Source organism: Pantoea sp. GM_Pan_3 (genome assembly GCF_026541045.1).
GTDB lineage: Bacteria > Pseudomonadota > Gammaproteobacteria > Enterobacterales > Enterobacteriaceae > Pantoea > Pantoea anthophila.
The window spans coordinates 1,364,424-1,377,128 of record NZ_JALNVA010000001.1 but is presented as its reverse complement, the minus strand read 5'-3'; the positions used below and the strand labels follow the sequence as shown (position 1 = coordinate 1,377,128).

Sequence of the window (12,705 nt, the reverse complement as noted above, 5' to 3'; positions counted from 1 at the left end):
AGGCATTTTTTCTACGATTCAGTGGGCAGGCGAAAAGCGTGACAGGCCGCCGGTTCAGAGCGCCGGGCTGTCTGGCACGATGCCGCCGACGCGTTTTTGCAGGGACTCTGCCAGACGGGCAAAATGTTGCTGAAGCTGTTCATCATGGTTTTGATTCTGGGCTTCCAGCGACAGATTGTGCACCAGCAGCTGGCTGGCACGATCGTCAAGACAGAAAATCAGACTGGAAAAGGCATTTTCCAGCACCGTTAAACGACGCTGCTGATCACCAATCAGTGCTAACAACTCACCAAAGGTCATCGCCTCTTCCGGTTTATCAGTAGTCATGGTGTCGCACCTCCTGTTATGCGTGACGAGCGCAAGGATAGGGCATTGATCAGTAAGAGTCTAGATGCAGGAAGAGGGAAGTGCGAGAGGGGAGAAAAGATAAAAAAACCGGGTGGCGACACCCGGAAAAAAAGCACAGTGGCGGTTAATCAGTAATGAACCAGTCGTCAGCACTCTCCCACGTCTGTTGCAGGATTTCGCTGATCTGGTCGCGCGTCTCTTTTCCACCGCCCAGCACGCTGAGATTGTTGGCACTGGCATAACGTACCTTGACGTGATTGGTCGAGTCAGGGAACTGTTCGTCAATGCGGCGCGACAGTTCATCGCTTAACGCCTCTATCGCGCCAGCAGGAAGAGGTCGGGTATTTGATACGGTAATTTCAACACGCATAGCAGCCTCCGGATAAGATACTGTATATATTTACAGTATCAATCCGCCGGAGGCAAGCAAAATTATGCAACGCGCCAGTTGAGCGTTTCACCCGCGAGGAAAGGAATCAGAGCGTCACTGCCCAGCGAGATGGACGCCGGCACCTGCCAGGGCTCACGCACCAGGGTAATTGTGCCTTCATTCAGCGGCAGGCCATAGAAACGCGGGCCGTTTTCAGAACAGAACGCTTCGAAATGCTCCAGCGCATTCAGCTCTTCAAACACGGTCGCGTAGGCCGCCAGCGAGGTCGGCGCATTAAATACGCCCGCGCAGCCACAGGCAGACTCTTTAAGATGCTGCAGATGCGGAGCGGTGTCGGTGCCGAGGAAGAAACGCGGATGACCGCTGGCTACGACCCTGCGCAGCGCGTCCTGATGCACATTGCGCTTGAGAATCGGCAGGCAGTAAAGATGCGGGCGAATTCCGCCCACCAGCATGTGGTTGCGGTTAAACATCAGGTGCTGCGGCGTAATGGTCGCGCCCAGCGTCTCATCGGCAGCAGCGACATAATCCGCGGCATCCTGGGTGGTGATATGCTCCATCACCACTTTCAGCCCCGGAAACTGACTGCGCAGCGGCACCATCACCGTGTCAATGAAGCGGGCTTCGCGATCAAAAATGTCGATATGGGCATCGGTGACTTCGCCATGAACCAGCAGCGGCATACCCAGCTGCTGCATCCGCTCCAGCACGCGGGCGATGGAGGCGATATTGGTAACGCCGTGGCTGGAGTTGGTGGTGGCATGAGCCGGATAGAGCTTGGCGGCGGTAAACAGACCGGATGTGAAGCCACGCTCAAGCTCATCCGGATCCAGTGAGTCAGTGAGATAACAGGTCATCAGCGGCGTAAAGGCGTGATCGGCGGGCAGCGCGGCCAGGATGCGGTCGCGGTACGCTTCTCCTGCCGCTACGCTGGTCACCGGCGGCACCAGGTTAGGCATCACGATGGCACGACCATTAACCGCGCTGGTGTAGGGCAGGACCGTTTTAAGCATCTCATCGTCACGCAGATGAATGTGCCAGTCGTCAGGGCGACGCAGGGTAAGTTGCTGAGGTTGTGCTGTCATCAGTGAAGCTCCGGCAGAAAGGAAACAGAAGGCATGTTTTGGCCGGGGTCTAAGCATAAGGATTCAGGCAACCGTTTGCACCTGCTTTTTCTGCTGACAGCAAAAATCCGCGCCGGATGGCGCGGCATTCGGGATTACTGCGTGAAGGGGATAACCAGTTCGCCCGGTCTGACTTCCAGTCCTTTGGCAAATTTTTTCGCCAGTGACTCACCTTTACTGCGGTCAGCGCTGAGACGGTAAGCCGGGTTTTGATCGAAATAGCTCTTCAGCGACTGATTAAGATAAGGCGTCAGGGTTTTCATGATGGCGGCCATTTTCTCCGGCGCCACCTGTGCGTCGGTTATCTCCAGATCGCGCAGAAAGATCGCCCCCTGCTGTGGGTCATAGACGGGCTGTGCGCGCATCGTCAGCTGCATGTCAGCCTGCTGCGGGCCGAACAGAGAGGTGACGTTAATCTTTGCATTGCCGGAGAGCGACACTTTGCCAGGTTCTGTGCGGCCGATCTGGCTGGTGAGATTATTCAGGACAATATGCGCATTGACCAGACCGGACACGCCAATGTCTTTCTCGTAGTTGTTATGCTTTTGCAGCGCCTGGTTCACTTCCTGTTCGCTGATAGTGTACTGCGTCAGTTTATTGCAGCCGCTCACCAGCAGCACAAACATCAGGGCAGTCAGCCCGAAAAATACCTTTTTCATCGTTCTATATCCTGGATAACAAAGTCAGTTAACAGGATATAGCCTGCCTGAATGCGTGAGAGGTGTCATCAGAAAAGGGATGAGAAACACCGCGGCGTCTCTCATCCGGGCGGGATTACTGCGCAATAGAAGAGAGCAGATTGACCTGGGTCTGTTTGGCCATATTGTCACGGTAGTCAGCGACCCGTGCTGGCCAGTCGATGCCCGGAACCAGCGTCAGGGAGCGCAGCAGCGGGAAGAGGCTGAAATCATCTTCCGACAGCTCGCCGTTAACCGCATTAGGCTGGACGATCAGGCCGTCCAGTTTGCGCAGATCGCCGCTGACTTTTTTAATCAGTCCGGCCGAATGCGTTTTCAGCTCCTCGAAATCACCAATGCTGGCCTGCTTTTTCGCGCGGAAATAGTCACGTGCCGCCGGGGTGGCAAACTCAGCAAAAGGGGCCTCGGCAATGCGCGGCAGCAGCAGCTTATTCACGTAGCTGTTCATGTGACGCAGCCAGTCGCCAATGGCCGGATTGAGCGCACCGGTAATCAGCGGTTTGCCATCCTGCTGGTCGACATAGTGCACAATCTCCATGCTTTCGGGCATCGCGCTGCCATCCTTTTTCTGCAGGACAGGCGCCATTTTCTGGCCAATCAGTCGCTGAGGCGTCTCTTCATCGTCATTGAGCATGACCACCAGCTCAACCGGCAAATTCTTCAGACCAAAAATCATGCGCGCTTTCACACAGAAGGGGCAGTGGTCGTAGATATAGAGCTTCATCCTGATCTCCCTCGTTTACAGGTTAATGTTTAACAGAGTGAATCATTTCATCCTGTTTCGGGCGCCTGAAAAGTATGGAAGAGATTCCCCCTCCCGGCAAACCAGCCCGACAGATGGCCGGGCTGAACGGGCGTTGATGACGCCTGAGCAGGGGCGTCTGCGCGGTGATAATGGAACAAAATCAACCTCTTTACGGCAAAAAATCCGTAATGTTTTACCGCAGCCCAGGCGGCGGTTATAGTGAAAGCCAGATAATGACGGCTTTCACTCTCAGCCATTGATTTCAGGAGTCAGGATGTTTGGCTATCGTTCTGCCGCGCCCAGGGTGCGCTTAACCACCGATCGGCTGGTGGTCCGTCTGGTTCACGAACGTGATGCCTGGCGAATGGCAGATTACTACGCGGAAAACCGCCTGTTTTTAAAACCGTGGGAGCCGGTGCGCGATGACAGTCACTGCTATCCCTCCGGCTGGCAGGCGCGGCTGGGGCTGATCGCCGACATGCATAAGCAGGGCTCGGCCTTCTATTTTATTCTGATGGACAGCGAAGAAACCGAAGTGCGCGGCGTAGCCAACTTCAGCAACGTACTGCGCGGTTCCTTTCACGCCTGTTATCTTGGCTATTCGCTGGGCGAAAAGTGGCAGGGACAGGGGCTGATGTTTGAAGCGTTACAGTCTGCTATCCGCTACATGCAGCGTCAGCAGCATATTCACCGCATCATGGCGAACTACATGCCGCACAACCAGCGCAGCGGCGACCTGCTGGCGCGCCTCGGTTTTGAGAAAGAGGGATATGCGAAAGACTATCTGCTGATTGACGGACGCTGGCAGGATCACGTGCTGACAGCGCTAACCCAGCGGGAATGGACGCCTGACCGGCGTGGACAATAATGAGGACGCAAGCATGAAGATGGCTTTATCGGCGCAGGCGCTGCGCGTGCTGGGCTGCCTGCTGGAGAAGCAGGTTACCACGCCGGAACAGTATCCGCTGTCACTGAATGGGGTCGTGGTGGCCTGTAACCAGAAATCAAACCGCGAGCCGGTGATGGAGCTGAGTGAAAGCGCGGTGCAGGATGAACTCGATCAGCTGGTGAAGCGGCATCTGGTTACCGCCAGCAGCGCGTCCGGTCAGCGGGTCGTGAAATATGAGCAGCGTTTCTGTAACTCCGCCTTTGGCACGCTGAAGCTGAACAGCGCCGAAGTTGCCGTGCTGACGTTACTGATGCTGCGCGGTCCGCAGACGCCAGGCGAACTGCGCACCCGCAGCGGCCGTCTTCATGAGTTCAGTGACGTCAGCGAAACAGAACAGACGCTGGAAGGCCTGATGCAGCGTGACGACAGCGCCCGGGTGATCCGCCTGGCGCGCGAGCCGGGCAAGCGCGAAAGCCGCTTTATGCATCTGCTGGCCGGGGAGAGCGACACGCCACTGGCCGCCGATGAGCCGGAAGAGCAGGGCGATCTGGCGAGGCGTGTGGCCACCCTGGAACAGCAGGTCGCCCGGCTTCAGGCTCAGCTCACTCAACTGCTGCAGCCGGAGCATTAAGATGACTTTGCGTATTGGTGTGGTGGGACTCGGCGGTATCGCACAGAAAGCCTGGCTGCCGGTGTTGTCGGCGGCGACAGACTGGACGCTGGTGGGGGCATTTTCGCCGAATCAGGCCAAAGCCCGGCCACTCTGCGACAGTTACCGTATGGACTGTTTCAGTTCCCTGAATGCGCTGGCCGCGGCCTGCGATGCCGTTTTTGTCCACAGCAGCACCGCCACGCACTATGAGGTGGTGAAGGCGCTGCTGCTGGCCGGAAAAGATGTCTGCGTCGATAAGCCGCTGGCGGAAACCCTGGATCAGGCTGAGGCGCTGGTGGCGCTGGCGGAGAAACAGCAGCGTAAGCTGATGGTCGCCTTTAATCGCCGCTTCGCCCCGCGCTATCAGCAGCTGCGGGCGGAGATGGGACACGTCGCTTCCCTGCGGATTGAAAAGCACCGCAGCGACAGCGTCGGGCCTCAGGATCTTCGCTTTACCCTGCTCGATGACTACCTGCACGTCGTCGACACCGCACTCTGGCTGGGCGGCAAGCCTGTTCAGCATGTTCAGGGGCGCATCGATACCAACGAACAGGGACAGATGCTCTACGCTGAGCACCACTTCGCCCTGGAGGGCCTGTCGATCACCACCAGCATGCATCGGCGCGCAGGCAGTCAGCGTGAGCGGGTCAGTGCGACAGGCGACGGTAAATGTATCGACATCAGTGAGATGCGCGACTGGCAGGAAGAGCGGCACGACGGCGTGCTGATCGCTCCGCCTGCCGCCTGGCAGAGCCACCTGACCCAGCGCGGGTTCAGCGGGGCCGCACGCCATTTTATCGACTGCGTGCAGAATCAGACGACGCCTGAAACCAGCGGTGAACAGGCGCTGATGGCGCAGCGTGTGGTGGAAAACCTCTGGCGTAGTGCCATTCTGGAATAACGCCTTGTAACACTCCGTGCTGGTCATTTCCCTCCGTGGCAGTAGACTGTCGCCGGGCATCTTTCAGGTGCCCGCGCGACTTCTCCTTTTTACTGATTTTTTCAGGATGCGCCGTCAATTATGAATCTTTTGAAATCGCTGGCAGCGGTCAGTTCCATGACCCTGTTTTCCCGCGTTCTGGGCTTTGCCCGTGATGCCATCGTGGCGCGGGTGTTTGGCGCCGGAATGGCGACCGATGCGTTTTTTGTTGCGTTTAAACTGCCGAATCTGCTGAGGCGTATTTTTGCCGAAGGCGCGTTTTCCCAGGCATTTGTACCCATTCTCGCGGAATATAAAAGCAAGCAGGGTGAGGAGGCGACACGTCTGTTCCTATCCTATGTCTCAGGCCTGCTGACACTGGCGCTGGCGCTGGTGACCTTCGCGGGGATGCTCGCTGCGCCCTGGGTGATCATGATTACCGCACCGGGCTTCAGCGACCATGCGGATAAATTTGCCCTGACCAGTTCCCTGCTGCGGGTGACCTTTCCCTACATTATGCTGATCTCGCTGGCGTCGCTGGCGGGTGCGGTGCTGAACACCTGGAACCGCTTCTCGGTACCAGCATTTGCGCCGACCCTGCTGAACGTCAGCATGATCAGCTTCGCCCTGTTCGCCGCGCCGCATTTCCATCCGCCGGTGATGGCGCTCGCCTGGGCGGTTGTTGTGGGCGGGGTGCTGCAGCTCGGCTATCAGCTGCCACACCTGAAGAAGCTGGGGATGCTGGTGCTGCCACGCATCAATCTGCGTGACGCAGGCGTCTGGCGCGTAATGCGTCAGATGGGGCCGGCGATCCTGGGCGTTTCGGTCAGTCAGATCTCGCTGATCATCAATACCATCTTCGCCTCGTTCCTGGTGTCGGGTTCCGTCTCCTGGATGTACTACGCCGATCGCCTGATGGAGTTCCCCTCCGGCGTACTGGGCGTGGCGCTGGGTACCATTCTGCTGCCGTCGCTGGCCAAAAGTTTTTCCAGCGGCAATCACGATGAGTATTCCCGGCTGATGGACTGGGGACTGCGCCTCTGCTTCCTGCTGGCGCTGCCCTGCGCTGTGGCGCTGGGGATGCTCTCCGGCCCGCTCACCGTGGCGCTGTTCCAGTATGGCAAATTCACGGCCTTTGATGCGCTGATGACGCAGCGCGCGCTGATCGCCTACTCTGTAGGCCTGATGGGCCTGATTGTAGTCAAGGTGCTGGCACCCGGCTTCTATTCACGGCAGGACATCAAAACCCCGGTTAAAATCGCGATTATCACGCTGATCATGACGCAGGTGATGAACCTGGCCTTCATCGGCCCGCTGAAACATGCCGGTCTCTCTCTCTCGATTGGGCTGGCGGCCTGTCTGAATGCCTCGCTGCTCTACTGGCAGCTGCGCAAGAAGCAAATCTTTATGCCTCAGCCGGGCTGGAGCAGCTTTCTGGTGCGTCTGCTGATCGCCGTGGCGGTGATGGCCGGGGCGCTGTTTGCCATGCTGCAATGGATGCCCGCCTGGGAGCAGGGCTCGATGTTGTGGCGACTGCTGCGTCTGGCGCTGGTCTGTGCAGTGGGCGGGGGAAGTTACTTTCTGGCGCTGGCGCTGCTGGGATTCCGGCTGCGCGACTATGCGCGCCGCACCGCTGCCTGACGCGGTTCCTCTTCTGGCATAAAAAAATCCCGCATCAGGCGGGATTTTTTTTGCTACTTTTCTGCTCAGGCTTTACGGCTTAGCGTGGCCTGGCCTTTACCCATCCCATCCGGGCCATAGAACGCCTGGGTCTGATGCGGCTTCAGCACCTCCAGGGCATCCTGGGTGTAGCGAATCTGATGCTGCAGCAGCATGCCGTTATGCACATTGGCATCCTGCAGACGACGGCTATGCTGCTGGATGACGTCCCAGCGGCGTGCCATGTCGTTCTGACCACGATAAGGTGCCGACACGGACTGACTCTTTTCAGCGGTGCGTCGCATCTCATCCAGATAGTTCAGCGTGCTGAGCAGCGCGCTTTTATCTTCAGTGATGCGCTGCAGCAGGTTGCTGTTAATGTTGCCGCTTGCCAGCTGCTGCTGCTCTTCTTCCAGCACCGCAGAAAGCGATGCCAGCACGTCCTGCATCTTATCTAATGTGGTCTGCAAATTACTCATGGTAACTAATTACCCTCTAAATACGCCTTAGTATCGGCAATCAGCGCATCGGCGATTTTGCCGGTATCCATCTTCAGTTCGCCATTACGAATGGCGGTTTTCAGTTGTTCAACGCGCTCGACGTTGATGTCTTTGCTGCTCGGCTGCATCAGCTGAGACTGCGCGCTGCTCAGATTGACCTGAGCGGCCGCCGCCGGCGCTGCCGCCGGGCTGGCACTCTGACGCACTTTGCTGCTGCCTGGCTCGCTGGTATCGCGGCTCTGTACGGTGCTGGCGGGTTTCAGAGGTTGCGTTCTGTCAATGCTCATATTCGGGCTCCTGTACGGTCAGGGGAAGTCTGCCACCTGAATCATAATAGCGTTATCGCTTTGTTGATTCTTCTATCGGCAGCATGATGGGCTTCTTTAACACTTTACAGCGTTATAAGAATATTCCCATCCTCGCGCACCTTACCGCTGACAATCTGACCATTCCCCATCCTGACGCGAACCCACTGTGAACGGGTGGCGTTGTTCAGCGCTTTGCCCTCACCACTGGCGTCAAAGCCGTCGCCGCTGGCTATCACCATCACACTCTGACCCGCCTTAACCCGCCACGGCTGACGCAGCATTGCAGGGTTGATCGGCTGTCCCGGTGGGATGTCACGCAGGACGACCGCATCGGCCACCGAGTCGCTGTTCAGCAGGGCGCGTGCGGGCAGGGTATCCAGGCGCCCCGTCTGCAGCGTGAAGTCGCTTTCGCTGACGCTGCTGCCCCGGCTCAGCAGCCGGTTCGCCACCAGATAGCTCCCGGTCACCTGGACCTGGACCTGAAGATAACGGCGGTTTTCACCGCAGTTGGCCGCCACGCTCATGTTGCCCCACAACCGGCTGTTACCGGGCAGGGTGAACTGAGGCGCCTCACAGGTGGGCCACTGCGCCTGCGGCGTGCGAATCACCACCGCCATGCCCTGAGCATGCTGGGCGTCACGCGCTTTAAAAAACTGGTTCAGTTGTGCATTGAGATCTCCCGCAGAAGCCGGCAGGGCGATCGCGACCAGCAGGCTGGTCAGCAGGGTCAGATATCGACGCATGGTGCAATTCCTCACTGATGATGGCAACGAGTGTAACCGTTAAGAAAAATCCTCAATTGTCAAAATAGCGGTCATTTGAGGCCTTATTCAGACGATGACCCCTTGCTTTTTCAAATTAAGCTGCCAGCTCGAAATTCTCATACGCGGAGGAAACATGCTCGACAAACTGGATGCGGCGCTGAAATTTGGTACGGAGGCCCTCAACCTGCGTGCTCAACGTCAGGAGATCCTGGCGTCAAATATTGCCAACGCCGATACCCCTGGTTATCAGGCCCGGGATATCGACTTTGCCAGCGAGCTGAGTCGGGTGATGTCCAATGGCCGTGCGGAAGGCAGCAGCATGGCGTTGAAGGTCACTTCAGCTCGCCACATTGAAGCACAGACAAACGGCGTACCCTCGATGGACATGCTTTATCGCATTCCCGATCAGCCTTCTGCCGACGGCAACACCGTAGATATGGACCGTGAGCGTACGCAGTTCGCGGATAACAGCCTGAAATATCAAACCGACCTCACCCTCATCAGCAGCCAGATCAAAGGCATGATGAGCGTGTTACAAGGGCAATAATTATGGCCTTGCTGAATATTTTTGACATTGCCGGTTCAGCGATGACCGCGCAATCACAGCGATTAAACGTCAGTGCCAGTAACCTGGCGAACGCCGACAGCGTCACCGGTCCCGATGGCAAGCCTTACGTGGCAAAGCAGGTGGTCTTCCAGACCGATGCGGCGCCGGGCTCAGCAACCGGCGGGGTGAAAGTCGCCCGGGTTGTCGAGGATCCGACGCCAGCGAAACTGGTTTACGACCCGGGCAACCCGATGGCCGATGCCAAAGGCTACGTGAAGATGCCGAACGTGGATGTGGTCTCCGAAAGCGTCAACACCATGTCGGCGTCACGCAGCTACCAGGCCAACGTGGAAGTGCTGAACACCGTGAAGTCGATGATGATGAAAACCCTGACGATTGGGCAATAACGGAGAAAAACCATGGCTATCGCGGTAGGCGTTAATGAAAAACTGGATCCGTCGGTTCTCAGCTCCTCCAGCACCGGCACCGGCAACAATGCGCAGGATCTGCAGAACCAGTTCCTGACCATGCTGGTCACCCAGTTACAGAACCAGGATCCCACCAATCCGATGGATAACAGCCAGCTCACCACGCAGCTGGCACAGATCAATACCCTGAGCGGGATTGAAAAACTGAACACCACGCTGGGATCGATCTCCGGCCAGATCAGCACCAGCCAGTCGCTGCAGAGCTCCACGCTGATCGGGCATGGCGTGATGGTCAACGGCAGCCAGATTCTGGTCGGCAACGGCACCACAACGCCTTTTGGTGTTGAGCTCGGCTCCACCTCGACCGGCGCCACTGCCACCATTAAAGATGCCAGTGGCGCGGTGATCGACACCGTCGATCTGGGCGCGCTGAGCGCTGGCGTGCACACCTTCTCGTGGGACGGCAAGCTGACGGATGGTTCAGTGGCCCCGGATGGTAAATACAGCGTTGCGATTGCTGCAAGCAATGGCAACACACAACTGGTGGCACAACCGCTGAACTACGCCTACGTCAATGGGGTGAGTACCGCGAACGACACCACCAAACTGGATCTCGGCACCATGGGCTCCGCCACCCTTGACGACGTACGTCAGATTCTCTGATTAACCTGTAGACAGGAGACACACACATGTCATTTTCCCAAGCGGTCAGCGGCCTTGGCGCTGCCTCTAGTAACCTTGATGTCATCGGTAACAACATCGCCAACTCCGCCACCGCGGGCTTTAAATCCAGCACCATCGCGTTTGCCGATATGTTTGCCGGTTCTAACGTCGGCCTCGGCACGAAAGTGGCGGCCGTGATCCAGAACTTCAACGACGGTTCCACCACGACTACCAGCCGTGGCCTGGATGTGGCGCTGAGCGGTAACGGTTTCTTCCGCATGACCGACAGCAGCGGCGGCGTGTTCTACTCACGTAATGGTCAGTTCACCCTTGATGCCAACCGTAACCTGGTCAACACCCAGGGCCTGAACGTGACCGGCTATCCGGCCAGCGGTTCACCGGCTACCATCCAGGCGGGTGCAAACCCGGTGGCGATCCGTATTCCGACCGAGCAGATGTCAGCCCGCGCCACCACCACGGCCGGTCTGGTTGCCAACCTGAACTCAACGGACACCACGCCATCTGTGACCACCTTCTCGACGGCGAACGCAGACAGCTACAACAAGAAAACCACGGCAACCGTGTACGACTCGCAGGGTAATGACCATGCGCTCGACATGTACTTCGTAAAAGACACTACCAGTAACAGCTGGACCGTTCATACCATCGACGGCACCACCGGCAGCTCAGCGGGCGACTTCCGCATGACGTTTGATACCAGCGGTAAGCTGACAGGCGTCTCTAAGCTGGATGCAAACGGCGCGGTAGTGAGCACCACCAACGACGGTACCGTTGGCCTGACGCTGAACGTGGGCGGCGCCAACGGCGCGGTCGCGAACCAGCCAATCACCCTGAGCATGCTGGGCAGCCTGCAGCAGAACACCGGCGCCACCACCTTTGGCAGCCCGACGCAGGATGGTTATGCACCAGGCGATCTGACCAGCTACGCCATCAATGATGACGGCACCATCACCGGCACCTACTCCAACCAGAAAACCCAGCTGCTGGGTCAGATTGTGCTGGCGAGCTTCTCTAACCCGGAAGGTCTGCAGTCACAGGGCGACAACGTCTGGGCGGCATCAAGCGCATCCGGTCAGGCAGCAGTCGGTCTGGCTAATACCGGAACCTTTGGTTCTCTGACGGCGGGCGCGCTGGAGTCCTCAAACGTCGATATGAGTAAAGAGCTGGTGAACATGATCGTGGCGCAGCGTAACTATCAGGCGAACGCGCAGACCATCAAAACTCAGGACCAGATTCTCAACACGCTGGTTAACTTACGTTAATTCGCTAACAGGATTGCCATATGGATCACGCGATATATACCGCGATGGGCGCGGCCAGCCAGACGCTGGATCAGCAGGCGGTCACCGCCAGCAACCTCGCCAACGCCTCAACACCAGGCTTTCGTGCGCAGCTCAATGCGCTGCGCGCGGTGCCGGTGAATGGCTGGTCACTGCCAACCCGTACGCTGGTCGCCGCCTCCACACCCGGCGCCGACATGAGCCAGGGCGCGATGGATTACACCGAGCGTCCACTCGATGTGGCGGTGCAGCAGGATGGCTGGCTGGCGGTGCGTACCGCTGACGGCAGCGAAGCTTATACCCGCAACGGCAATATGCAGATCAGCCCGAACGGCACGCTGACGGTTCAGGGCAATCCTGTGATGGGCGACGGCGGTCCGATTGTGATCCCGCAGGGCACCGAAATCACCATTGCGGCTGACGGCTCCATTACCGGCCTGAATGCCGGTGACTCGCCTAACGCCACGGTTCAGCTGGGTAAGCTGAAGCTGGTCAGGGCCACCGGCCAGGAGCTGCAGCGCAGTGATGACGGGATGTTCCGTCCTACGGCTGCGACACAGGCAACCCGCGGTGCGGCGCTGCAGGCTGACGCCACCATGCAGGTGATGCCTGGCGTGCTGGAAGGTAGCAACGTCAAACCGGTGGAAACCATGGTCGATATGATCGCCAACGCCCGACGTTTTGAGATGCAGATGAAAGTCATCACTAACGTCGACGAAAATGAACAAAAAGCCAATCAGCTCCTGAACATGAGCTAAGGCGCGAGGAT

17 protein-coding genes are annotated in these 12,705 nt (G+C 58.0%); 9 read left to right on the top strand and 8 right to left on the bottom strand.

Annotated features, from left to right (window positions below; genetic code table 11):
- Window positions 1-54: 54 nt before the first annotated feature.
- From OXR04_RS06530 to grxB, 5 genes are all read right to left on the bottom strand, one after another.
- Entirely contained in the window at window positions 55-327 is a 273-nt protein-coding gene (locus OXR04_RS06530; protein WP_009090903.1) for a hypothetical protein, read from the bottom strand.
- 145 nt (window positions 328-472) lie between these two features.
- Window positions 473-718, bottom strand: coding sequence for a DNA damage-inducible protein I (gene dinI / locus OXR04_RS06525; RefSeq protein ID WP_003849907.1), 246 nt, complete (start codon window positions 716-718; stop codon window positions 473-475).
- Between the two features lie 62 nt (window positions 719-780).
- Entirely contained in the window at window positions 781-1,824 is a 1,044-nt protein-coding gene (gene pyrC / locus OXR04_RS06520; RefSeq protein ID WP_009090901.1) for a dihydroorotase, read from the bottom strand.
- Between the two features lie 134 nt (window positions 1,825-1,958).
- Window positions 1,959-2,522 carry a lipoprotein gene (locus tag OXR04_RS06515; protein WP_058957508.1) on the bottom strand — a complete coding sequence of 188 codons (564 nt, stop codon included), beginning with the start codon at window positions 2,520-2,522 and terminating at the stop codon, window positions 1,959-1,961.
- 115 nt (window positions 2,523-2,637) lie between these two features.
- A complete protein-coding gene (gene grxB, locus OXR04_RS06510; RefSeq protein ID WP_009090897.1) occupies window positions 2,638-3,285 on the bottom strand; it encodes a glutaredoxin 2 in 648 nt (215 codons plus the stop codon).
- A 295-nt stretch (window positions 3,286-3,580) separates the two neighbouring features.
- On the opposite strand from grxB, the gene rimJ reads away from it, so the two are divergent.
- The 4 genes from rimJ to murJ all read left to right on the top strand — a co-directional run bounded on the left by rimJ (window position 3,581) and on the right by murJ (window position 7,407).
- Entirely contained in the window at window positions 3,581-4,174 is a 594-nt protein-coding gene (gene rimJ, locus OXR04_RS06505) for a ribosomal protein S5-alanine N-acetyltransferase (RefSeq protein WP_009090895.1), read from the top strand.
- A gap of 13 nt (window positions 4,175-4,187) precedes the next feature.
- The gene (locus OXR04_RS06500) at window positions 4,188-4,826 is read left to right on the top strand and encodes a DUF480 domain-containing protein (RefSeq protein ID WP_009090893.1); all 639 of its coding nucleotides are present in this window, start codon (window positions 4,188-4,190) and stop codon (window positions 4,824-4,826) included.
- Between the two features lies 1 nt (window position 4,827).
- On the top strand, window positions 4,828-5,748 hold the full coding sequence (locus tag OXR04_RS06495; protein WP_009090891.1) for a Gfo/Idh/MocA family oxidoreductase: 921 nt from the start codon (window positions 4,828-4,830) through the stop codon (window positions 5,746-5,748).
- 120 nt (window positions 5,749-5,868) lie between these two features.
- The gene (murJ, locus tag OXR04_RS06490) at window positions 5,869-7,407 is read left to right on the top strand and encodes a murein biosynthesis integral membrane protein MurJ (RefSeq protein ID WP_009090890.1); all 1,539 of its coding nucleotides are present in this window, start codon (window positions 5,869-5,871) and stop codon (window positions 7,405-7,407) included.
- 65 nt (window positions 7,408-7,472) lie between these two features.
- Here murJ and flgN read toward each other — a convergent pair whose 3' ends face one another.
- From flgN to flgA, 3 genes are all read right to left on the bottom strand, one after another.
- Window positions 7,473-7,904, bottom strand: coding sequence for a flagellar export chaperone FlgN (gene flgN, locus OXR04_RS06485; protein WP_009090889.1), 432 nt, complete (start codon window positions 7,902-7,904; stop codon window positions 7,473-7,475).
- Window positions 7,905-7,909: 5 nt separating this feature from the next.
- Entirely contained in the window at window positions 7,910-8,212 is a 303-nt protein-coding gene (gene flgM, locus OXR04_RS06480; RefSeq protein ID WP_009090886.1) for a flagellar biosynthesis anti-sigma factor FlgM, read from the bottom strand.
- Window positions 8,213-8,316: 104 nt separating this feature from the next.
- Entirely contained in the window at window positions 8,317-8,976 is a 660-nt protein-coding gene (gene flgA / locus OXR04_RS06475; protein WP_267369507.1) for a flagellar basal body P-ring formation chaperone FlgA, read from the bottom strand.
- Between the two features lie 154 nt (window positions 8,977-9,130).
- On the opposite strand from flgA, the gene flgB reads away from it, so the two are divergent.
- The 5 genes from flgB to OXR04_RS06450 are packed head-to-tail and all read left to right on the top strand — an operon-like array spanning window position 9,131 to window position 12,694.
- Window positions 9,131-9,544, top strand: coding sequence for a flagellar basal body rod protein FlgB (gene flgB, locus OXR04_RS06470; RefSeq protein WP_009090882.1), 414 nt, complete (start codon window positions 9,131-9,133; stop codon window positions 9,542-9,544).
- Window positions 9,545-9,546: 2 nt separating this feature from the next.
- Window positions 9,547-9,951: a flagellar basal body rod protein FlgC gene (gene flgC / locus OXR04_RS06465; RefSeq protein WP_009090881.1), complete on the top strand. Its 405-nt coding sequence runs from the start codon at window positions 9,547-9,549 to the stop codon at window positions 9,949-9,951.
- A 12-nt stretch (window positions 9,952-9,963) separates the two neighbouring features.
- Window positions 9,964-10,635 (top strand): flagellar hook assembly protein FlgD, encoded by a 672-nt coding sequence (gene flgD, locus OXR04_RS06460; protein WP_267369505.1) that lies wholly within the window; start codon window positions 9,964-9,966, stop codon window positions 10,633-10,635.
- A gap of 26 nt (window positions 10,636-10,661) precedes the next feature.
- Window positions 10,662-11,918 carry a flagellar hook protein FlgE gene (gene flgE, locus OXR04_RS06455; RefSeq protein ID WP_046101593.1) on the top strand — a complete coding sequence of 419 codons (1,257 nt, stop codon included), beginning with the start codon at window positions 10,662-10,664 and terminating at the stop codon, window positions 11,916-11,918.
- Between the two features lie 20 nt (window positions 11,919-11,938).
- A complete protein-coding gene (locus tag OXR04_RS06450; protein ID WP_009090878.1) occupies window positions 11,939-12,694 on the top strand; it encodes a flagellar basal body rod protein FlgF in 756 nt (251 codons plus the stop codon).
- The last annotated feature ends 11 nt before the right edge of the window (window positions 12,695-12,705 follow it).